Annotated in this window: 16 protein-coding genes and 1 pseudogene; 7 read left to right on the top strand and 10 right to left on the bottom strand. The window is 60.6% G+C overall.

Going from position 1 to position 22,371, the window contains the following annotated elements:
* Nucleotides 1–104: 104 nt before the first annotated feature.
* On the bottom strand, nucleotides 105–2,303 hold the full coding sequence (locus tag PSH81_RS14495) for an OsmC domain/YcaO domain-containing protein (RefSeq protein WP_305390924.1): 2,199 nt from the start codon (nucleotides 2,301–2,303) through the stop codon (nucleotides 105–107).
* Nucleotides 2,304–2,550: 247 nt separating this feature from the next.
* Between PSH81_RS14495 and PSH81_RS14500 the strand changes: the two genes are divergently transcribed.
* Both PSH81_RS14500 and PSH81_RS14505 read left to right on the top strand, forming a co-directional pair.
* A complete protein-coding gene (locus PSH81_RS14500; protein WP_370694918.1) occupies nucleotides 2,551–4,032 on the top strand; it encodes a PAS domain-containing methyl-accepting chemotaxis protein in 1,482 nt (493 codons plus the stop codon).
* Nucleotides 4,033–4,112: 80 nt separating this feature from the next.
* Nucleotides 4,113–4,712 carry a hypothetical protein gene (locus PSH81_RS14505; protein ID WP_305390928.1) on the top strand — a complete coding sequence of 200 codons (600 nt, stop codon included), beginning with the start codon at nucleotides 4,113–4,115 and terminating at the stop codon, nucleotides 4,710–4,712.
* Here the strand turns inward: PSH81_RS14505 and PSH81_RS14510 are convergent.
* Nucleotides 4,675–6,090: a hypothetical protein gene (locus PSH81_RS14510; RefSeq protein ID WP_305390929.1), complete on the bottom strand. Its 1,416-nt coding sequence runs from the start codon at nucleotides 6,088–6,090 to the stop codon at nucleotides 4,675–4,677. The genes PSH81_RS14505 and PSH81_RS14510 overlap by 38 nt on opposite strands.
* A gap of 125 nt (nucleotides 6,091–6,215) precedes the next feature.
* Here PSH81_RS14510 and PSH81_RS14515 point away from each other — a divergent pair, with 125 nt between their 5' ends.
* Nucleotides 6,216–7,757: a hypothetical protein gene (locus PSH81_RS14515; RefSeq protein WP_305390930.1), complete on the top strand. Its 1,542-nt coding sequence runs from the start codon at nucleotides 6,216–6,218 to the stop codon at nucleotides 7,755–7,757.
* A gap of 6 nt (nucleotides 7,758–7,763) precedes the next feature.
* Here the strand turns inward: PSH81_RS14515 and PSH81_RS14520 are convergent, their stop codons facing one another.
* Together PSH81_RS14520 and PSH81_RS14525 are read right to left on the bottom strand one after the other, a co-directional pair.
* On the bottom strand, nucleotides 7,764–8,021 hold the full coding sequence (locus tag PSH81_RS14520; protein ID WP_305390931.1) for a hypothetical protein: 258 nt from the start codon (nucleotides 8,019–8,021) through the stop codon (nucleotides 7,764–7,766).
* Between the two features lie 29 nt (nucleotides 8,022–8,050).
* Nucleotides 8,051–8,206: a hypothetical protein gene (locus tag PSH81_RS14525; RefSeq protein WP_305392811.1), complete on the bottom strand. Its 156-nt coding sequence runs from the start codon at nucleotides 8,204–8,206 to the stop codon at nucleotides 8,051–8,053.
* A 379-nt stretch (nucleotides 8,207–8,585) separates the two neighbouring features.
* Here PSH81_RS14525 and PSH81_RS27575 point away from each other — a divergent pair.
* Nucleotides 8,586–9,425: pseudogene (locus PSH81_RS27575) on the top strand (cache domain-containing protein); the annotation flags it as partial.
* Between the two features lie 198 nt (nucleotides 9,426–9,623).
* Nucleotides 9,624–10,328: a methyl-accepting chemotaxis protein gene (locus PSH81_RS27580; protein WP_370694919.1), complete on the top strand. Its 705-nt coding sequence runs from the start codon at nucleotides 9,624–9,626 to the stop codon at nucleotides 10,326–10,328.
* Between the two features lie 34 nt (nucleotides 10,329–10,362).
* Here the strand turns inward: PSH81_RS27580 and PSH81_RS14535 are convergent, their stop codons facing one another.
* The 5 genes from PSH81_RS14535 to PSH81_RS14555 form a co-directional block, all read right to left on the bottom strand.
* The gene (locus PSH81_RS14535) at nucleotides 10,363–11,646 is read right to left on the bottom strand and encodes a sel1 repeat family protein (protein WP_305390932.1); all 1,284 of its coding nucleotides are present in this window, start codon (nucleotides 11,644–11,646) and stop codon (nucleotides 10,363–10,365) included.
* Nucleotides 11,646–13,553: a phosphatidylserine/phosphatidylglycerophosphate/cardiolipin synthase family protein gene (locus PSH81_RS14540; RefSeq protein ID WP_305390933.1), complete on the bottom strand. Its 1,908-nt coding sequence runs from the start codon at nucleotides 13,551–13,553 to the stop codon at nucleotides 11,646–11,648. The genes PSH81_RS14535 and PSH81_RS14540 overlap by 1 nt, the downstream gene beginning before the upstream one ends.
* Nucleotides 13,550–16,261, bottom strand: coding sequence for a type VI secretion system Vgr family protein (locus PSH81_RS14545; RefSeq protein ID WP_305390934.1), 2,712 nt, complete (start codon nucleotides 16,259–16,261; stop codon nucleotides 13,550–13,552). Before PSH81_RS14545 ends, PSH81_RS14540 begins: the two co-directional genes overlap by 4 nt.
* A 75-nt stretch (nucleotides 16,262–16,336) precedes the next feature.
* Nucleotides 16,337–16,843 (bottom strand): ATP-binding protein, encoded by a 507-nt coding sequence (locus PSH81_RS14550; RefSeq protein ID WP_192300482.1) that lies wholly within the window; start codon nucleotides 16,841–16,843, stop codon nucleotides 16,337–16,339.
* Nucleotides 16,844–16,902: 59 nt separating this feature from the next.
* The gene (locus tag PSH81_RS14555) at nucleotides 16,903–17,931 is read right to left on the bottom strand and encodes a UV damage endonuclease UvsE (RefSeq protein ID WP_226457637.1); all 1,029 of its coding nucleotides are present in this window, start codon (nucleotides 17,929–17,931) and stop codon (nucleotides 16,903–16,905) included.
* 151 nt (nucleotides 17,932–18,082) lie between these two features.
* Between PSH81_RS14555 and PSH81_RS14560 the strand changes: the two genes are divergently transcribed.
* Nucleotides 18,083–19,003, top strand: a complete 921-nt coding sequence (locus PSH81_RS14560) for a helix-turn-helix domain-containing GNAT family N-acetyltransferase (RefSeq protein WP_226457638.1) — start codon at nucleotides 18,083–18,085, stop codon at nucleotides 19,001–19,003.
* A 38-nt stretch (nucleotides 19,004–19,041) separates the two neighbouring features.
* On the opposite strand, the gene PSH81_RS14565 is transcribed toward PSH81_RS14560, so the two are convergent.
* Nucleotides 19,042–20,445: an MFS transporter gene (locus PSH81_RS14565; protein ID WP_226457639.1), complete on the bottom strand. Its 1,404-nt coding sequence runs from the start codon at nucleotides 20,443–20,445 to the stop codon at nucleotides 19,042–19,044.
* Between the two features lie 283 nt (nucleotides 20,446–20,728).
* Between PSH81_RS14565 and proP the strand changes: the two genes are divergently transcribed.
* Entirely contained in the window at nucleotides 20,729–22,231 is a 1,503-nt protein-coding gene (gene proP / locus PSH81_RS14570) for a glycine betaine/L-proline transporter ProP (protein WP_226457640.1), read from the top strand.
* Nucleotides 22,232–22,371 lie beyond the last annotated feature (140 nt).

The raw sequence follows: 22,371 nt of genomic DNA on the forward strand, positions 1-22,371 counted from the left end.
GCTTGCCTGCGATGCAGGCACCTCGGTGTATCAGGTCAACCGAAGTGATGCTATCGCAGGCAAGCCAGCTCCCGCAGAAAAGCCAGCTCCTACACGTGTCGGGATCAGCTTGAGGTGATGTTGGCCCGCGCCGCGTGCAACTTCTTGTAGCTTTCGATCAGACGCTGATGGCGATCCAGGCCTTCGAGCTTCATGCTGGTCGGCGTCAAACCGTAGAAACGCACACTGCCATTGACCGAACCAATCACCGCATCCATCCGCTCATCGCCAAACATGCGGCGGAAGTTGGCTTCGTAGTCCGCCAACTCCAGGTCGTCGTCCAGTTGCATCTCCAGCACCGCATTCATCGCCTGGTAGAACAAGCCACGATCGGCGGTGTTGTCGTTGTACTGCAGGAACATCTCCACGCACTCCTTGGCTTCCTCGTGCTGCTGCAAGGCGAGGAAGATCAGCAGTTTCAACTCCAGAATGGTCAACTGGCCCCAGGCCGTGTTGTCGTCGAACTCGATGCCGATCAAGGTGGTGATATCGGTGTAGTCGTCCAGCTCGCTTTCGATAAGACGCTCGACCAGGGCGTTGAGCTCGGCATCATCCAGGCTGTGCAGGTTGAGGATGTCGGCGCGGAAAAACAGCGCCTTGTTGGTGTTGTCCCAGATCAGGTCGTCCACCGGGTAGATTTCCGAGTAGTCCGGCACCAGGATGCGGCAGGCGGTTGCGCCGAGGTGTTCGTACACCGCCATGTAGGACTCTTTGCCCATGCCTTCAAGAATGCCGAACAGCGTCGCGGCTTCCTCGGCGTTGGAATCTGCGCCTTCACCTGTGAAGTCCCACTCGACAAATTCGTAGTCCGACTGTGCGCTGAAGAAGCGCCACGACACCACACCGCTGGAGTCGATGAAGTGCTCGACGAAGTTGTTCGGCTCTGTCACCGCCTGGCCTTCGAAGGTCGGCGCCGGCAGGTCGTTCAAGCCTTCAAAACTGCGGCCTTGCAGCAGCTCGGTGAGGCTGCGTTCCAGCGCCACTTCCAGGCTCGGGTGGGCGCCGAAGGAAGCGAACACGCCGCCGGTGCGCGGGTTCATCAGGGTCACGCACATCACCGGGAATTCACCGCCCAGGGACGCGTCCTTGACCAGCACCGGAAAGCCCTGGGCTTCCAGGCCCTGGATACCGGCAAGAATCCCCGGGTACTTGGCCAACACCTCGGCCGGCACATCCGGCAGGGCGAATTCGCCTTCGATGATTTCCCGCTTCACCGCCCGCTCGAAAATCTCCGACAGGCACTGCACCTGGGCTTCAGCCAAGGTGTTGCCCGCGCTCATGCCGTTGCTCAGGTAAAGGTTTTCGATCAGGTTGGATGGGAAGTACACCACCTCACCGTCGGACTGGCGCACAAACGGCAGCGAAACAATACCGCGCGCTTCATTGCCCGAGTTGGTGTCGAACAGGTGCGAGCCACGCAACTCGCCGTCGCGGTTGTAGACCTTGAGGCAGTGGGCGTCGAGGATCTCAGGCGGCAGCTCATCGTTGGGCCCGGGCTGGAACCAGCGCTCATCCGGGTAATGCACGAACGGCGCGTTGGCCAGTTCTTCACCCCAGAATTGGTCGTTATAGAAGAAGTTGCAGTTGAGCCGTTCGATGAACTCGCCCAACGCCGACGCCAGTGCGCCTTCCTTGGTGGCACCCTTGCCGTTGGTAAAGCACATCGGCGAGTGGGCATCGCGGATATGCAGCGACCACACGTTGGGCACGATATTGCGCCACGACGCGATCTCGATCTTCATGCCCAGCCCGGCCAGAATCCCGGACATATTGGCGATGGTCTGCTCCAGCGGCAGGTCTTTGCCGGCGATGTAGGTGCCCGCCGCTGACGTCGAGTGGGGCATCAGCAAGGCCTGGGCGTCGGCATCGAGATTTTCGACTTCTTCGATGACGAACTCAGGGCCGGCCTGTACCACTTTTTTGACCGTGCAACGGTCGATGGAACGCAAGATGCCTTGGCGGTCTTTATCGGAAATATCCGCCGGCAACTCGACCTGGATCTTGAAGATCTGGTTGTAGCGGTTCTCCGGGTCAACGATGTTGTTCTGTGACAAACGGATATTGTCCGTGGGGATATTGCGGGTTGCGCAATACAACTTCACGAAGTACGCCGCACACAACGCCGACGAAGCCAGGAAGTAATCGAACGGCCCCGGCGCCGAGCCATCGCCTTTATAGCGGATGGGCTGGTCGGCAATGACCGTGAAGTCGTCGAATTTGGCTTCAAGTCGAAGGTTGTCGAGAAAGTTGACCTTGATTTCCATGCGGGCACACCAGAATAACGGGCTAAACAAAAATGGCCGCCATTATGAAGTCTTTCACCGAGAAGTTTCAGGCTTTTGACCAGCGGATGGCGAAATATCAAATGTGCATTAATCTTTTTGCTGCTGTGGCCGATTGGCTAAGTGCAACCATGGAGTAGTCGGAATGCGCAATAACCAGCCTGTTACACAGCGTGAGATTTCACTCGCACCGCAGCAAAAACTTATTTCCGCCACCGACGTTCAAGGTGTGATCACCTACTGCAACGACGCCTTTGTCGACATCAGCGGTTTCGAGCGGGCCGATCTGATCGGCGCACCGCAAAATATCGTGCGTCACCCCGATGTCCCACCTGCGGTCTTTGCCCATATGTGGAGCGCCCTCAAGCAGGGCCTGCCGTGGATGGGCATCGTCAAGAACCGCTCAAAGAACGGCGATCACTATTGGGTCAACGCTTACGTCACGCCGATCTTCGACGGCAGTAAGGTCGTCGGCTTCGAGTCGGTACGGGTCAAGCCCAGTGCCGATGAAATCCGCCGCGCCCAGGCGCTGTACCGGCGCATCAGCGCAGGCAAGCCCGGCGTGCCGCGTCAGGATGCGTGGCTGCCGGCCGTAGTGAGCAGCGTGCCGTATATGGCCACCGCGGTGATCGGCGGCGTGGCGGGGCTGTTCTTCAGTGCACCGCTCGCCATCGCCGTGGCCGTCGCCGTCGCCTTGCCGGTGGGCGTGCTCTGCGCGCGCATGCGCCAGGGCAGCACGTTGGGTCTGTTGCAGGGGGTTGACCCGTCGACATCGGATGCCTTGATCGCGCAGATGTACAGCGACGCACGCGGCCCCCAAGGGCGCCTGGAAACGGCGTTCCTCAGCCAGGATGCGCGCCTCAAGACCTGCCTCACGCGCCTGCAGGACAGCGCCGAACAGCTCAGCGCCCTCGCCAGCCAATCCGACCAGTTGGCCAGCGCCAGCGCCCAGGGCCTGGACCGCCAGCGTGTGGAAACCGAACAAGTCTCCGCCGCCGTCAACCAGATGGCCGCCACCACTCAGGAAGTCGCCAGCCACGTACAGCGTACGGCCGATGCCACCCAGCAAGCCAATGCCCTTACCGGGCGCGGCCGTGAGGTGGCGCGCGATACCCGCGAAGCCATCGAGCGCCTGTCGGCGGTGGTCGGCGAAACCGGCGTGACCGTGGCGCAATTGGCCCGCGACAGCGACGAAATCGGCAGCGTGGTGGATGTGATCAAAGGCATCGCCGATCAAACCAACCTGCTGGCCCTCAACGCCGCCATCGAAGCCGCCCGCGCTGGCGAGCAAGGCCGAGGGTTCGCGGTGGTCGCCGACGAAGTGCGGCAACTGGCCCAGCGGACCTCGCAGTCGACCACCCAGATCCACGCGCTGATCACCCAGTTGCAAGCGTCGTCCAACAACGCCGTGCACAGCATGGAAAACGGCCAGCGCCAGGCCCAGGAAGGCGTGGCATGGGTACTGGAAGCCGACCAGGCCTTGGTCGGCATCAGCGAAGCGGTGTCCCATATCACCGAGATGACCACCCAGATCGCCGCCGCAACCGAGGAACAAAGCGCGGTCGCCGAAGAAATCAGCCGCAACATCACCACCATCGCCGGGCTGGCGGACCAAACCTCGATCCAGGCCCATCAGTCCACCGACCTGAGCAAAGAACTGACCAACACCGCCGCTACCCAATACGCGTTGGTTGAACGCTTCAACCGCTGACCCACCCTTCTCACGCGCCCTTTTACAGGGCGCCTCCGCTTGCGCTAACGTCCACCTTCGCATCAAAACGAGGGAATGTGATGGGATTTTTTGCTCGCTTGTTCGGGGGGCGCTTCACGATGCCACCGCCCGACGAAACCGACGCCAGCCATGCGGCGATCATGCGCGAGATGCGTTCGCCGCAATACGCCGCGCAGAAGCAGGCCCTCAAGCTGTTCACGCAAACCCTGCTGGCCCGTACGCCGGAAGAAGAAAGCGCGCGGCTCGTGCGCCGCGTCCTGCGTAAATATGCCGCCGACCAGGACCCCGCCAGCGCGTTGACCCATGGGCTACTGGACAGCTCAAGAGGCCAGAAACTGGCTTACCTGGCGCTGCTCGGTGTCGATTGGCGCGGCTTCGACGTATTCGAATACCACGCGCCCTACCTGGTGGCCGCGAGCGGCGTGCAAGCGCCCTATACCTATGAGCACACGGGCACCCGGCCGATGCAGGAGGTGCTGGAGAACTTCGACCAATGGCTGGCCGGGTTCGGCAAGCGCTACCTGCATCTGGATTCTGGCGATGACGACTACGTGGGGTTTATCGTCGACGCGCACAGCGTCGAATCGACCCTGGAGCTTGCGCAACAGGCAGGCTTGCACGTCACTGTGCAGAGCGCTGCTTGCGATACATCCCCGTGAAGTACTCCATGTTGTCCGGCGCCGAGTTGTGGCTGATCACCGCAAAGTCCCTGACCAGTTGGATGTGATATGGCCCGTTGCCCTTGGGCGCCAGGGGTTCACGCACGATGATCAGGTTGTCGGTTTCCATCGGCAAGCGGTGGTGTGCGCTGAGGATCTGCTTGCCGGTCTTGGCGTCTTTGAGTGTCACGGTGAATTCCGCGACCTCCCTGCCCTCGGCGTCACGTTCGGGTAGCACGTTCACGTCCAGGTCGCCATCGCGGCCGAGGAAGTCGTCTCGCATCTGGTAATGGCCGCTGCGCTGCTCGCGCGGGACGTCGCCGAGTTTGTCCAGGTCCGGCTCGCGGTCTGAGCGCCCCAGCTGAATCGCCAGTTCAGGGGTATTACCCTTGGCGCCGCTGACCCAGGTGCCGGAGAAGTTGTAGGGTTCGACACTTTCCCGGGTCATGCGCCAGATGCCGGTCTGGCGCCCATCGTCGGCATATTCATGCAGGTAAGTGAAGGGTTTGTCGTCGTAGTCGCTCTGGTCACCCACCAGCTTGATCGGCTTGCCGCTGCCACTTTTGCTGTAGCGCACTTCGCCGATCAACACCGCGCCCTGCTGCTGATACCAGATTTGCACCGGGATCTTGCCGTCGAGGGTGCCGTGGAGCATCTCCGGGTCTTCGGTAACCGGCCCTTCCAGACGTGGGGTTTCCTGCCATTGGCCGTCCTTCCATTCGCCGGTGGTGCGCAGCATATAGCCGCTGGGCATGCTGGAGTTTTCGCCGTCCTCGGTCGGTGGCACTTCTGCTTGGGTGTAGGAACCCAGCCGTACCAGCTCTGCGTCGCGCATTTGCCATTGCGACGAGCGCGTCCAGCAACAGCCACGATCGGTTTGCGAATGGATCACGCCGTCCCTGGGGTTGACCGAAAACATCCCGCCGCTGGATTCATTGGCCAGGTCGGTCAATGGGCGATTGAGCACCCACTGGGGCTTCTGCGGGTCTTGCAGGTAGACGTCATAGCTGGACTGGAAATTTGCATCGGCGCCATTGCCGTTGCGGATCGCCAGGTCGATACGGCCGTCGCGGTCGATATCGGCAAAGTACAACACGCCGTACTCGCCCACCAGGCGCCAATCGAGGGTTTTGCCGTCTGCGTTGAGCGGCACCTGCGCGGCGGGGGTTTGCAGTTGCTGGAGGATTTCCAGGGTGTGTTTGTCACGGATCGTGACCAGTGCCCGGGTCAATTCCTCAAGGTCTTGCGGCACCTGCGCAAACAAGACTTCGACCAGATAGTGACCACTGGGCTCATCGACCGAAAACGAGCGGGGTTCGGCCATGACCGGGGTGGCCAGGGCCAGAGAGATGAGCACACCGTTGAGGAGCGAACGCATCCAGCGCTTCCTTGCTGCAAATGGGGGCGCGCAGTGTATTCGAACAAATCGCTGTTTTGCCAACGGCAATGGCTGGTATGTTGCGCGGCTGCAACCGGCCACACCGCCAAGGACCATCACGCATCATGGAAGAAGCCGCCACACCGAAAGCCCGTCGCAACTATTTTATTCGCCACTGGCGAGGGGAGTTCCCGCTGGCGCACGCATTCTGGATCAATGAAGTATTGATCAGCCTGCTGTGCCTGCTCGCCACGACGCCGTTGTACGTGCTGTTGGTGCGTGACCCTCCAAGCCCCGCCACCCTGCTGCTGGCAGGCGTGCCGTTCATGCTTATCGCGCTCGCCGTCACAGTTTGGCAAGGCGTTGGCGTTTGGCGCTCGGCCAGGCATCACCGCCAACGCGGTGGCAAACACCGCTGGGTCATGGTGGTTCGCGTGCTGGTGGTGGTCGGGGCGGTGCAGACCGTTTACTCGGTGCTCGACGTGGTGCCGGCGTTCAAGTCTGCGCTGCGCCTGGCCATGAACCCCAACGCGATGCCGCCCTACCGGATCACTGCGCTCAGCGATACTGAGCTCCAATTCAATGGCGGCATCGGCTCCGGCAGTTTCTCTGCCTTCGAGCAGGCATTGGCCGCTCACCCCGCTGTCACCACGCTCCAGCTGGACAGCCCGGGCGGCCTGTTCGGCGAAGCCCGGGCCATCGCGCGGCTGATCGAAGAAAAGGCGTTGACCACCTACACCAACAGCGCATGCATGAGTGCCTGCGCGCTGGTGTTCATGTCGGGCAAACAACGGTTGCTAGGCGTGGAAGGCAAGCTGGGGTTCCACGCCGCGACGTTGTTCGATTCGGACAATCAATCAACGCTAGTCGTCGCACAGTATCGCGAGGCACTGCTTAAGCACGGCGCGTCCAGACAATTCGTCGATAAAGTGCTGGCGACCGCACGCGAAGACATGTGGTTTCCGGACATCGCTGAACTCAAGCGTGAGCACATCGTGTCGGCCACCGTAGACGCCCGGGGCTTCACCGATGCACGCCTTGCGCGGCTACGGGAAGCGGGGCAACTGGATGTCTACTTGCGCACGTTTTTCCAGTTCAGAACGCTGGCCGAAGAGGTGCCTGCGCAGTACGAAGTGCACAAGGCCAAGGCACAAAAAGCCTTGGATGAGGCCACAGCCTACAGCGCGTTCGATAAGCTCACGCGCGAGCACGACACTTGGCTGATCCAGGACGCTCTGCGCAAGGCCCCGGCCCCGCAACTGTTGCGGTTCTGGCAAGCCCAGGCGTCGCTCGTGGACGCCGCGGTGCAAGGCGGTGAACAGGCCTGCGCGTTCTACCTTACAGGCGTTTACCCCGGGGGTTACGGCGCTATGCCAGACGTCTTGCAGGCGCTGTTCACAAACGCACGCGACAGCCGGCGCGAACTGGTCAAAGCAGCCGCCGAGGTCAACCAGAACATTGCTCCGACCGCCCAGGCCCGGGCCGACTTGAACCGTGTGTTCACGCACGTCCAGCCCGGCACCTACGAGCGCTATCGGTCCCCGAGCAAACACGCACCCGCACAGGTGTGCACTGCCCACCAGGAGTTGTACCGACGTGTGCTCGCACTGCCCAACCCAACGCGCGTCGCCGAGGCGTTTCGGTTGTTGCCGGGCTACACGCGCTGAGGGGCGTCAAACACCGGCGTCTAGCAGCATCTGGATCAGCGCTTCAGGCCAAACCGTATCGGCAGCGGTTTTCAGCTCGTTGACAGACCACCAATGGTGGTCGGCCATGACCTGGGTTTCTGCCAGGGTCCACTCGGCTTTGGAAAGCGTCTTGCTGTGCGCGTGAACGACAAAATACTGTTCGATGGCCATCACTGTTTCGCCGCTGGGCAGCATCAAGGCAAAGCGCCGATCCGCCACGCAGGCGCCAACGCTATCGCGCACAACGCCGGTCTCCTCGCGCAGTTCGCGTATCACCAGGCAGGCATCCGCAGCTTGTCATCCGGTTCCGAGGCATAGCGCGGAAAGATATGGCAATGCAGTTCCGGCTCAGAGTTGCCGAGGCGGGTCATGTCCAGCAGATAGGTGGCGCGGGCTTCAGCATCCAGGTCGTTAAGGCTGGCAGCCACTGGATCGGCCCACACCTACACCGCGAACCAAGAGCAGATACCAGACAATCCATATTTTCTGTTGTACACAAAAAATCCCTAAAGATTCTCGACACCCCCGCCGACATAGCGGTGATAGCAAATCGCCGCGTCACACACAGCAGCGACGATTTGGCCGCCCTCCCCGCTGATGGTTGTCTCGATGAAAATAAAAAATAAGCTGGTCCTTGCTTTCGTTTCCGTCGCTTTTATCCCGGTCAGCCTGGTCGCGGTGATCTCCGTCATGAACACGCGGACCCAGGCAGTCGAACAGTTTATCGACGGCAGCACCCGTGAAATCCGCCAGATCGATGGCAACATCCGCCAGTTTTTCGATGGCACGACGCAGAACGTCGATCAAATGTCCGCCGATCCTGTATACACTTCCGTGAACACGCTCAAGGACTACCAGCCCGCCAATGCCGCCAGCCAGCCGATGCCGGCGCCGGCACAAGAGGTCATCGAGCACTTTGCGCGTTATGGTGCAACCCACCCCGCCGCTGCGATTCTGTCCATCGGCCTCGAAGATGGCACCTACGCCAAATGGCCGGATGACCCGCAACTGGCCAAATACGACCCGCGCGCGCGCCCATGGTACAAGGCCGCGATGGCGAGCCCCGGCAAGACCGTGCGCACCCCCGCGTATTACTACGACAAGGACGACGTGGCCCTGGTGGGCACTGCGCGCGCCTTGCTGGACAACGCCGGCAAACCCAAAGGCGTGTTCGTGGTCAGCGTCTCGCTGAAGAACCTCACCGAGCTGGTCAAGAGCATCAAACTGGGCGCCAGTGGCTATGTGATGTTGATCGAAGATGGCGTGGTGCTGGTTGACCCGCGTGACAATACGCACAACTTCAAGCCGCTCAAAGACCTCGGCGAACCCTACGCACAGCTGGCGAACACCGCCCAGGGCTCGACCGATGTGGTAATCAATGGCGTGCGCTACATGGCCAATATCTGGACCTCCCCCGGCCTCGGCTGGCGTTATGTCGGCCTGATCGAATACAACGAAGTGATGGCCGAAGCCACGCGCATGACCTATCTCACCAGTGCGATCGTCGCGGTGCTGGTGCTGATCTTCGGGTTGGTCGCGGCGGCGTTCTCCAAGGTCATCGTCAAACCCATCGGCCAGGTTAGTACCGGCTTGCAATCCATCGCCCAGGGCGAAGGCGACTTGCGCCACGAACTGCACGTGCAGGGCAAGGACGAAACCGCCGAACTGGCCGGCTGGTTCAACAAGTTTCTCGCGGCGATCCGCCAGTTGATCCAACACATCGGCGCGGCCTCGGCCAATTTGCAGAACGCCTCGCGGGTCAACAGTGAAGTGGCCAACAACATGAACGAAGCCGCCGGGCGCCAGCGTGAGGCGGTGGAGTTGGTCTCCACCGCCTTCAACGAGATGGTCGCCACCGCCAACGAAGTCGCGCGCTCGTGCAGCGGTGCGGCAGAGTCGGCAGAGAACGGCCACCGCCGGGTCGCCGAGGGCAAGCAGCAAATCGAAGTGACCACCGACAATGTCAACCGCCTCGGCCGCCGCCTCACGGAATCGTCACAAGCCATGGTCGAACTGGAAGCCGGTAGCCGCAGCATCAACCAGATCCTCGGCACCATCCGCGCGATTGCCGAGCAGACCAACCTGCTGGCGCTCAACGCCGCCATCGAAGCCGCCCGCGCCGGCGATCAAGGCCGTGGTTTTGCCGTAGTGGCCGACGAAGTCCGGGCCTTGGCCAAACGCACCTCGGACTCCACCGGCGAGATCGAACACCTGCTCGGTACCCTGGAAAACAAGACCCAGGAAGTCACCCAGAAAATGGGCAGTTGCCTCGACCTGTCACGGGCCAGCGTGTCGTCCATTGAAAGCGCGCGGGACAGCTTTGAAGGCATCCAGTTGTCGGTGAACGAGATCCGCGACCAGAACCTGCAGATCTCCGCCGCAGCCGAGGAACAGCACAGCGTGGCGGAAGAGATCAACCGGCATATCCAGCAGATCTACGACGAGGCACGGTTGGTGGAAAGCCTGGCGAACTCCGCGCAGGATGACTCGGGACGGTTGTCGAACCTGTCGGATGAGTTGAATGGGTTGGTGGGACGGTTCAAGTCATAGGGTCACAAATGGGAGAGCGGTACCTGCTTTCTTTTCATGAAAGCAGGCACCACTCAACCGCTTGTTCACGCTGCGTGACTTTGTCGGAGAACGGCCACAGGCGGGACTGATAGCGTTCGATCCATACCGTCGGAAATACATCGCCTTGCTTGAAATACCTTGCGCCGTTTCCATCTCTCAGCGAATCGCCCCAGGAGAGCAAACCGACCTCCCAATAGCCGCTCAATGGGCAAATTTGACCGCTGTAGCCGTTGGGCGCGGACAGATGGGATTGGCTGAATGCCGGTGAACCCGGAAGGCCCTGGCCGGTGGCGGGATCGAGGAGTTTGGCGTTGGCCAGTTGGGTGATCAGTGCTTCGCTGGGCTTGGGGGGTGGAATGTTGGCCAGGTGAGCTTCCAACCATTGAAGTTTGCCGTCCCAGGCGGGCAGTTTGGCTGGGGGCAAGGGGAGGATTTCGTTGATTTCGGGGACTTTGGGGTTGGCGTAGGAGTAGTTGGCGAGAGTCCGCCAGATCTTTTCGTAGCGCTCGGAGCGTTCGAGGTCTTTCTCCTGATTGAGGTAATACAATGTATCGGTGAGTGGAGGACCGCGAAAAGTCCGTCTCAACCAGCCGGCAGAGGTTTCATCACCAGCAGCCACCCCTAGTTGGAAAACTTCAAGTGCCTCTTGAAACAGTCCCTTCCCTTTAAGGTTGACACCTAGGTCAGAGGCCGCTTCGCGATGCCCCTGTTCGGCCGCGCATCGGCGCATTTGTCGGGCTATATCCGGTGCAACGTCGCTCGGTGCCAGTCTTTGTGCAACAGAGTACTGAGCTTCAGCACTACCTTGATCAGCCGCTTTGCGGAAATAACGCAACGCCATTTCCGAATCCTGCTTCAGCCCGGTTGAACCGTTTTTCAGAAAAATGCCAATAAAGTAGTAGCCCGTCGCCACGCCTCCATCGATCAATGTCTGGCTCAGCCGCAAATGCTCATCACTCCGGAGCTTGAAATGACCGCGCATGCTGCCGTTTTGCAGGTTGATATTGGCCTTGTAATGACCATTCTCGGCGGCAATCCGGTACAGCCGTTCAATCTCCGCATCTACGGCCTCATCTTGTTTGAGTAAATTGTTTTTCTGCAACCAACGAGCGTATTGAAACAGTTCATCGACCTGGGCAGTTGGCGCAGAGATTTGCTCATGCACGCAAGTAAAGGCCAGCTTGGCTTTAATTTCGGTCAGTGGATTCATAGAAACACTCTGAGCAGGGCGAGTAGGAGCTAAGCCGCTATCACAGGCAACCAGCAGGAGGGATGTCAGCCATATGAGAATTCGCATTAGTCGAGGTCCTTAGGCGTTCTTTCTTCGTAATAAAACCCGATGAGCGGCGTAGCGGGTATACCGTTGTACTTATTATCCTGGCGGTCTTTGTTTTCTTTGATGAGCCCTGTCCATACATCAAACGCCTGCGCCGCATCATCCTGATCCCCCCGCCCATCCGTATGCAGCCCCCACAACCGCCGCCTCAACCCCTGCGTCACACTCCCCCACTCATGCGCAATATTCAGTTCACTATCCACCTGCATACTCCGTGTATTGATATTCGCCGAGCCGTGGGTGGTGAACACGTCGTCAACGATCATCAGCTTCGAATGGATATACACCGGCATCCACGGCTTACCCGCTGGCGAGTCCTTGGCCACCAGCGAACACACATGCACCTTCAGCCCCGGCCGTGGTTCCGGGGCCAGTGTGCTGTTCTCGATGGCCTGGATCTGTTGTTCGAGCGCGGCTTCGCGTAGCTCATTGCGCAGTTTGGCGTCGCGCTGCGCGTCCTCGGCTTTTTCGCTGATTGCGCCGCCGCTCAGCGCATCGGTCAGGCGCGTCAAGGCGATCAATGCTCGGCGTTCGAGCAGTTCACTCAAGGTCGGTGCCTGTGCACTCGTGTGGGCCTTGGCCTGTTCGATGCGCTGCAGCTTGGTGATCTGCGGGATGGCATCACCGCGCCCAAGGCTTTCGAGCATGCGGTAGGTGTTCAAGGCCCCAGGGCCTACGCCATCTTCGCTGGCGTTGGTGATCACGAACAGGTGCAGGCTGCCATGCAACCCCGGATCGCGTCCGGCGCGGGTCTGGACGGCGGCGGCCTTGCTGATCGCTTCGGCGAGGGGCGGCCAGCGGAAATACTGGTTCTCGATGTAGATGAACTGGGTCGCGTTGTTGACCGCTTTCAGGTAAAGCTTTTCGATGTCGCGCTTGCCGTCTTGCGCCTGGGTGCGCACCAGCTGGGCCAGTTGGCGCGTCGCGCCGGGGGTGCATTGCAGTGTGGGGCCGATCTGCTTTGCCTGGCGCAAGGCAAACAGGTCTTCAGCGGTCTCCCTGCGCCAGGCGGTCGCGAAGTTGTGGTGCAAGTGCTCAAGGATCGGCCCGCTGACCTGGCTGGAAATATCCTGACGCGGTGTATCACCACGCGGCCCGCGATTGGGTGCAGGTTTACTGCCTTCGGCGCGGTTCTGCGCCGTATGCTCGTCCGTGTCCCAGTACTCGTCGAGCATGTTGTGCCCCATCACAAAACCGACGGCATGCTCGGCCCGTTCATAGTCGACCAGTACGGTTTTTTGATGGTGGGTCACAGCCACTGCCAGCGCGCCCAGGGTGCCGACGCTGAGCTGTGGGTCGAGGCTTTTATATTTGGCTTGATGGGCGATTTCCGCGCGTTCAAACAGGCTGAAACCACGGCTGACAAACACCGGCACATTGCGCGCTACGCGCATGGCAGGCGCCAGATGATCGGCAAAGGCACAGCGGGAAAACCACTGCCGGTCGTAGGCATATTGATCATCCGTGGCCGGTTGCAGCGCCCGGTCCTGGATCCGGTACGGTCCTTTGCCAGGCAGATTGGCCTCGCCGGCTGCGCCAGCGCTATTAAACGGTGACTCCCAACCCAATATCCGGACCTCAACGCCTTCTCTTGCTTTTGCCATGAGCAGTTCGCCGATACTTGGGCTCTCGCCGTCGCGAATGAAATACATCGACGGCTGGAACCCCCAGCAAATGATATCGATGGTTCTCGTGGCGTTGGCGATTGCCAAATGCACGGCCTTGAACGCTTCTTCACCGTTGATCAGCGGCTGGTAGGTGGCCTCGACCGGGTGATACTCAGTGCACTGCAGGTACCAGGGCGCAGTGCAGGTTGCCTGTTGGGTGTGTTGCAGGGCCACGGGCACGACGGTGCAAAGGTCATTCATGGGGTTTTCCCTTCCTGGTCGTTGGACGTGCGGATCACCGCAGCGTATTTGGCGCGGTGCTCGGTATGCGAGGTGGGCTGGCTCAGCTCACTGCAAGGCAGCAGGTGATGGTTGTGCAAACCGCCATTGGCCAGCACCGCTTGCTCGGCGTTGCGATATTCACTGGGCACCGGTATCTCGTAGCTCACGCCATTGGCCATTTCGATTCGGTAGTGCTGGGTCACGACTTGATGATCGATGCGCACATGCCCGCTCTTGTCGAACACACCCTGCTCGATCGCAGCGTTGTCGGCGTAGAGGGTGTATGGCATGCCTGCCCAGCCCTTGCCGACGGTGTTGGGGGTTTGCGCTACCGTGAAGCGCAGCGGTTGCCTGTAGAGATTGCGCGGATACTCCGGGTGCGCGGCTTTCAGGCTGCCGGGGCCCAGGTAATCAAAGTTTGCCGATTTGATGTTGTGGTTACCTTGGGTGCCGGACTCGATGCAACTTGGATCAAGGGTGATGTAACTACCACCTGCATTCAGGCTGATTTTCTTTTTCGCGACGATGCGGATTTCATCTTCAGCACTGATGATTTCCAAGCCATTGCGCGCCATCAGTTCCAACGTGTCGTTCTGTGCCTGAATACGCACAGGGCCGGCGTTGGCGATCAACTTGATCCCCAACTTGCGCACAAACAGACTGACGCCCTGCCCCACACCGATAAACAAGCGTTTGACCACACTGACATCCGCCTCAGCCCCGGCGTTGATCATCACGTTGCCCTGCGCAGCCAGTTGCAGGTGCTCCCCGCTGCTCAGGGCAATGCCCTGGGGAGCGCTGAGTAGAAGCACGGACGACTTGAGTCGTTCCAGGTCTTGCTTGAGTAAAGTCAACTGCGCCTGCACGTCCGCCGGATCGGCATTCGCCGCCAGAGCGTCAGTGGAGAGCGCGTCCAACTGCTCATTCGCTTGCTCCAAGCGGGCCATCGCCGCGCCCATTTCAAGCTGCTGCCCCTGCGCCCTGGCCTGCTCATCCGCACTGATAAACACCCCCTTCCCACCCCGGATCGCGCCCCACCCATCCGTGCGCAACTCGAACCCTTCACCGCGCTGTTGCCTGTGCGCATCCACCAGATGCCCCAGGTTCAACTGGCTCTTGCCGCTGTGTTCCGTGCTCAGCTTGATGTGCTCCTGCCCCCGCGTGTCGTCCATGCGCAGTTTGTTATTGGCCGGTGTGCGTAGCACGTTGCGTTTGTAGTTGCGCAGGGTCACGTGGTCGACGTGCTGGCTGTCGTGCAGGGCGTGGGCGATGTAGGGGCGGTCCGGGTCGCCTTGTTCGAAGGCGATGGCCACTTCGGTACCGGGGATCAGTGGCAGGTGCAGGCCGTGGGTGTCGCCTGCGTAGGGCCGGGCCAGGCGCAGCCACAGGCTTTCTTCGCCGGGTTTCCAGGTGTCGCGGTCGAACAGGAAGTTGACGCGGTAGCGGCCTTCCATGTCGATGTGGCCGTAAGGGTCGTGGGCCTGGGGGCTGGTGACGCGGGCCGGGACGGTGCCGGCGATTTGCGGTTTGGCGTGCGGGGCCGGGCGAAAGCACAGGGTTTCTGAATAGGGGATCGCCTCGAAGGCGGCTTCGAAGCTGCGGTCGCGCGCGGCCTGGGTGGTCAGGCGGGTGATGACTGCGCCGGTTTGGAATGCCTGGGGTGCGCCGCCGCTGATCCTGAGGACCTGGCCCGGCGCCAGGGTGGCGCTGCTGCTGAGGCCGCTCAGGCGGGTCTGCTGGTTCAGGTACTGCTCGTGGCGCAGGCGGGCGTAGAAGTAGCCGCTTTCGCATGGCAGGTCTTCGTCTTGATCGAGGCGGTTGCCGAGGACGCTGTAGGGTTCGGCGTAGTGGTAGGCATCGCCGTAGGCCCCGCCGCGGCTCTGCTCGATCCCGCCGTTCAGGTGGGCGCTGGCGTCGCGGTGGTGGTAGGCGCGTACGCTGACCTGTTGCTCGACGACCTGGTGGCTCGATTGCAACGCCCATACGCCGTCCTGCCCGCTGCTGCCGAGCCCGGATTGCGGGCGGTATGGCAGTTCGACGTCGAATTGGTAACCGCGCTGGCTATCGAAAAACTCGACGACCTCTAGACGCAGGCGTTCGTCGCTGGTGAAGCGATACCAGATGCCCACTTCGGCGAGCAGCCGGCTGATAAAGGCCAGGTCGCTTTCGCCGTATTGCATGACCTGTTCGCGCCGGGGGTAGTCGCGCTTGAGGGTGAACAGGAAGTCCTGGCCTTCGAAAGCGTGGCGGCTGCGCAGGATGTGTTCGACGATCTCGGGCACGGATTGGTGCTGGTAGATACGCAACTGTCGGCCACGTTCAAGCAGGGCCAGACGCGGTTGCAGGGTGATTGCATAGGTGGCCTGGTCATTGGAGCCGGACCGGCGCGCGAAGGCGGTGACGACGCCGTGCAGGGTGCGCAGGGGTTTGATTTTGGGGGGCGACAGACTCAGCAGCGGCAATTTTTGTGGCGGGGCGTGCAGGCTGAAACTGGCTTGATGGCCGAGGATGGAGTCGGCGGCGAGGTCGAGGTCGGGGCTGGTGAATTCGATGCGGTACTTGAACGGCTGGCTGAGCTGCTCTTCGCCTTCGAAGGCCAGCACATCAAGCATGGCACCGACATTGCGAACCCACAGCACGTGCCGGCTGTGATCGAAAAATGGGCTCGGTAGTACGCTGGAAGTCATCCCTTTACTCCTGAACGCGTGAGAGTCCAGAGAGTAAAGTTTTGTTATCCCAGATTAATGTCGGAAGATTCGACTTTAAGAGAAGGGTGCTTCCTGATCTCCTCTTGCGCGATGCACCTCAATCACCAACCCCTCCTCCTCACTCGGCACACTGAAGTGACGGGTGATCAGGTCGAACTCGGCATCGGTTGCCGCGAAGTCATGCTCGCCCCGCGCATTTCGGGCATGCAGCCGGGCGCGGCAAGTGGCGTCATCCAGCTCGAGATAATGCAGGCAGTGCGGCACCTGGGCCGTCTGCGCCAGGCCGCGCAGCCATTCGCGGTTGGCCAGGGTGTTGGCCGGAAAATCCAGCACCACGTTGACGCCCGATTGCAGCAGGTTGACCACCAGCGGCCCCAGCACACCACGAATACGTTGGGCGCTGCGCAGGTAATCCGCGATGGACAGGATTTCACCCGGGTACAGCTGCGCCAGCCAGTGATCTTCGCTGAGCACTAGTGCGGCATGCGCAGTGGCCAGGGTGTTGGCAAGGGTGGACTTGCCGGAGGCGATCTTGCCGCAGAGCAGATGCAGGGTTGGCATGGGGACGTTTCCTTGTGTCGGTTTACCCAGCATGCCCGGCATCAGTGATACCCCGCAACTCAGGCGGTATGCCGCTGCCAATGTTCGTAGAACGCCAGGGACGCAACGTTCTTGTCCTTGGCTTCGAGCATGATGTCGAAACGGTCGAGAAACTGCAGCGCGTAGTCGTTGGTCCAGCGGTTCCACATCTGCGCGCTGTGGCCGTACAGGTCGCGCTTGGACACCACCTGCATCAGCGCATCCATCTCCAGCTTGTGTTCGGCGTCAAAGCCGAGCTCCTGCAGGCTCTCCTGGGGCTGGGAGTAGTGCATGGTCGGGCGCACACCGCGCCAGCTGTCGATGACGCGAGCCACCCGTTCCGAGTGGGGATCGATGTACTCATTCTCGTTGATCCAGCAGTGATGAATATCCAGCACCACCGGCGCCAGGTCGGCGACTTGCAGGCAGTGGTCCAGCCCGTAGGTTTTCTCGTCGTTCTCGAAGGTGATGCAGTTGCGCGCCACTTGCGACAAGCGCGTCCAGACGGCGCGGGTGCCTTCCACCCCAAGGCGGCCGGCGATGTGCACGTTGCACTTGAGGTCCTGGAATTGTCGACCGTAGCCCATCATGCGGATCATATCGGCGTGGTATTCAAATTCGGCCAGGCTGTTTTCCACCACGCCGGGATTCTCCGAGCCCAGCACGCAGTATTGGCCGGGATGGAAAGACAGGCGGATGTCCGACGCCCGCGCCAGCTCGCCGATGGCGGCAAACCCCTCGACCAGTTGCTGTTCGATGGCCGGGTCCTTGTACACGGCCGCCACCTTGGGGTGACTGTAGAACGGCAACAGGTCGCTGCTCAGACGCAGCATGCGCAAGGTCGGCGGCAGCCCGGCGACGTAAGTGAGCAGGCGCAATTGCGCGGCAAGGTTGTGGGTGACCACTTCGACCAGCTTGGCGCGGGCCTCCTGCGGTGTCACACCGTCCATCCAGCGCAAGGTGGTGGTGCGCGGGTTGAACGGGCCTTCGATCAGCTTCATGGCACTGGCCGAGAGCAACCGTTCAGGGTGCTTGTATTGGCATGCGAAGCCGATGCGGGGATGGGTCATGGGAATGCCTGGCGGAAATTGAGGGCGGGATGATACGGGGTTAGGCGCTGGTCTACGCAGGAGGTTCAGTGGATTTTGCGCGAGCAAAGGGTTTGACATATTTGCTCAAGGCAACAATATAATTGCTAAAGGCAACCATCTGGACAACATCATGTCTATTTCCCCTCTGGTCGAACGCGCCGGCATCATCCGTGGCTTCAACCGTTTCTACACGCACCAGATTGGTGTGCTGCAGGAGCATCTGCTGCAAAGCGAGTTTTCACTCACCGAAATCCGCGTGATGTATGAGTTGTCGTCCCGAGGCGACCTGACCAGCGCCGACCTGTGCCAGATGCTCAGCCTGGATGCGGGTTACCTGAGCCGGCTGATCAGTGGGCTGGAAAAGAAAGGCCTGATCCAGAAAGTCCGCTCTGTCACCGATGCCCGCGCGGTGCAACTGCACCTCAGCGACCTCGGTCGCAGCGTGTTGACGCCGTTGGAACAACAGACCCAGGACGAAGTGATCGCCCTGCTCCAGGCCCTGCCTGAACGGCAACAGCAGCAACTGACAGGCGCGATGAAACGCATCCAGGCCCTGCTGCAAGGCACCGCGCCGAGCTACCTGCTGCGCGACCCGCAACCCGGCGACATGGGGCTGGTGGTGCAACAACAATCGGCACTGTATGCCCACGAGTACGGCTGGAATTGGGAGTTCGAGGCGCTGGTGGCGGAGATTGTCGCCAAGTACTTGAGGAACTTTGACCGCAGCTGCGAGCGCTGCTGGATCGCGGAAAAAGACGGCGAAGTGGTAGGTTCGGTGTTCGTGGTGCGCCATGACGACAACACCGCCAAACTGCGCATGCTCTATGTGGATGCCAGTGCGCGCGGCATGGGGATTGGCCAGCGCCTGGTGGATGAGTGCCTGCGTTTTGCCCGGCAGGCCGGCTACAAAAGCATGCTGCTGTGGACCGTGAACATCCTCACCGATGCCCGCAAGCTCTATCAGAAAGCCGGCTTCGAGTTGGTCGAGGAAGAACCCACCGAGAGTTTCGGCAAATCGTTGATCAGCGAAACCTGGACCCGTGAGCTGTAAAGCCTTCCCGCGCTGCCGCCAGCGCGGGAAGTCGTCACTTAAAGGTCGGTGATTTCCTTGTGGCGTGGTACCAGCGTCTTCATCACGCTCCAAGCCACCAGGTACGCCAGCGCACAGATCGCGAACATGATCATGTAGCCGGTGTGAATATCGTTGATCGACTTGTAGTAGTCGAACACCCAGCCGCCGACCTTGGTCATCACCACGCCGCCCAGGCCACCGGCCATGCCGCCGATACCGACCACCGAGGCCACGGTTTTCTGCGGGAACATGTCGGACACGGTGGTGAAGATGTTGCAGGACCACGCCTGGTGCGCTGACGCCCCCACGCCGATCAGCAATACCGGCACCCAGAAGCTGATATAGCCCAACGGCTGTGCCAGCAACACCACCAACGGGAACAGCGCGATCACCAGCATGGCTTTCATGCGCCCGTCATACGGCGCGTCGCCGCGTGCCATAAAGTAGCTTGGGAACCAGCCGCCGCCGATGCTGCCGACCATGGTCATGCTGTAGAGCACGGCCAGCGGCATCACGATGTCAGCGCCTTTCATGCCGTATTGCGCCGACAGATAAGTCGGCAGCCAGAACAGGAAGAACCACCACACGCCGTCAGTCATGAACTTGCCAAAGGCAAATGCCCAGGTCTGACGGTAGGTGAGCAGTTTGAACCACGAGACTTTTTTCTCTACTGCACCCGCTGGCGCCGGGGTGAAGGGCTGCACGGTCTGGTCGCTGCGGATATACGCCAGTTCTGCGGCCGACAGGCGCTTTTGCTGCTCGGGCGGCTGGTAGAAGGCGATCCACACCGCTACCCACACAAAACCCAACGCACCGATCACGATAAAGGCCGCCTCCCAGCCCCACAGCCCCGCGATCAGCGGCACGCAGATTGGCGCCAGGATCGCGCCGACGTTGGCCCCGGAGTTGAAAATGCCAGTGGCAAATGAGCGCTCTTTCTTCGGGAAGTACTCGGCCGTGGCCTTGATCGCAATCGGGAAGTTACCCGCCTCGCCAACCGCCAGCACCGCGCGGGACAACATGAAACCGGCAATCGACACCGGGATCACCGCCAGGCCAATCGCGCCACTGACCGCAGCGATGCCCTCGCCCATCGGCACGGCAAACGCATGCATGATCGCGCCGGTAGACCAGATGCCAATCGCGACGATATAAGCGGCCTTGGTGCCGATCTTGTCGACAAAACGCCCGGCGAACAGCATTGAGATGGCATAGACAAACTGGAACACCGCCGCAATGTTCGCGTAGTCGGTGTTGCTCCAGCCAAATTGCGTAGACAGCTGTGGCGCCAGGAGGCTGAGCACCTGGCGGTCGAGGTAGTTGACGGTGGTGGCGAAGAACAGCATCGCGCAGATGGTCCAGCGATAGCTGCCTACCGCTTGGCCAACGCGCTGGGCGTTGATGGGCTCGTTCAAATTCATGGCATCACTTTTTTATTTTTGTTAGGTAGGACATACGTAACGTCATATGTCGTCGTACAACTGTGACTTTTATAGCGGGCGATCTAGGGGCTGTCAATCTGAAACACTACGCCAAACCAAAACAAGTCGTAGGACAACATTCCCCCGACCACGACAAAAACGCAGGCCTCAGCAAAAAAACGCAATTAGTGGTGAATTATTTCGTATCCGCCTGTATCTGACCTTTCAGAGCGGTGCCATCGCCACGATGGCACCTCCCCTGTTCAGATTTAGAGTGGTGCCCATGAAATCTCGCAAGAAAAGCGTCAACCCCATCGGGTTGAAAGACATCACCATTGTCGACGACACCAAGATGCGCAAGGCGATCACCGCCGCCGCACTGGGCAATGCCATGGAGTGGTTCGACTTTGGCGTCTACGGGTTTGTTGCCTATGTACTCGGCAAAGTGTTCTTCCCCGACGCGTCCCCCAGCGTGCAGATGATTGCCGCACTGGGCACCTTCTCCGTGCCGTTCCTGATCCGCCCCCTGGGTGGCCTGTTCTTTGGTGCACTGGGCGATAAATACGGGCGGCAAAAAGTCCTCGCCGCGACCATCGTGATCATGTCCCTGAGTACCTTTGCCATCGGCCTGATCCCCGGATACGCCTCGATTGGCATCTGGGCACCGATCCTGTTGCTGCTGTGCAAAATGGCCCAGGGCTTTTCCGTGGGCGGTGAGTACACCGGCGCCTCGATCTTCGTCGCCGAGTACGCGCCGGACCGCAAGCGCGGCTTCCTCGGCAGTTGGCTGGACTTCGGCTCCATCGCCGGTTTCGTGCTGGGTGCGGGCGTCGTGGTGTTGATTTCCAGCGTATTGGGCGAGGCCGATTTCGAATCATGGGGCTGGCGCCTGCCGTTCTTCCTTGCCCTGCCCCTGGGCATCATCGGCCTGTACCTGCGCCACGCCCTGGAAGAAACCCCGGCGTTCCAGCAGCACATGGACAAGCTCGAACAAGGCGACCGCGAAGGCTTGAGCCACGGCCCCAAGGTCTCCTTCAAGGAAGTCGCGACCAAGCACTGGCGCAGCCTGCTGACCTGCATCGGTATTGTCGCGGCAACCAACGTGACCTACTACATGCTGCTCACATACATGCCGAGCTACCTGTCCCACAACCTGCACTACAAAGAAAACAGCGGTGTGCTGATCATCATCGCGATCATGGTCGGCATGCTGTTCGTGCAGCCATTCATTGGTTTTGTCAGCGACAAGATCGGCCGCAAGCCCTTCATCATTGCCGGCAGCATCGGCTTGTTGGTGCTGTCGATCCCGGCGTTCATGCTGATCACCAGCGGCAAGATCGGCCTGATCTTCGCCGGCTTGCTGATCCTCGCGGTGGTGCTTAACTTCTTCATCGGTGTGATGGCATCGACGCTGCCCGCGATGTTTCCCACCCACCTGCGCTACAGCGCGCTGGCCAGCGCCTTCAATGTCTCGGTGTTGATCGCCGGTCTTACCCCGACGGCCGTGGCCTGGCTGGTGGAAAGCACCAACGACCTGTACATGCCCGCCTACTACCTGATGGTGTTCGCGGTGGTCGGCCTGATCACCGGCCTGACCATGAAGGAAACCGCCAACAAACCCCTGCGCGGCGCGGCACCGGCGGCGTCGGACATGGAAGAGGCCAAGGAGTTGTTGCAGGAACATCACGACAATATCGAGCAGAAGATCGAAGACATCGACGCCGAGATTGCCGAGTTGGAAGCCAAACGCAAAAACTTGGTGCAGCAGCATCCGCGCATAAATTGAAGCAAGTCTGCGCCGCCAATAGCCTTGCCACGTTATCCGACGTGGCAAGGCTGGGCCGAGCAGAGGCCTGCTTTTATCCATCTGATGACTGAAGCGTGTTTACCCTTCCCCCTCATTATTTCGCCAAGGGCGCCGATAGC

The sequence above is a fragment of the Pseudomonas sp. FP2335 genome (genome assembly GCF_030687535.1).
GTDB lineage: Bacteria > Pseudomonadota > Gammaproteobacteria > Pseudomonadales > Pseudomonadaceae > Aquipseudomonas.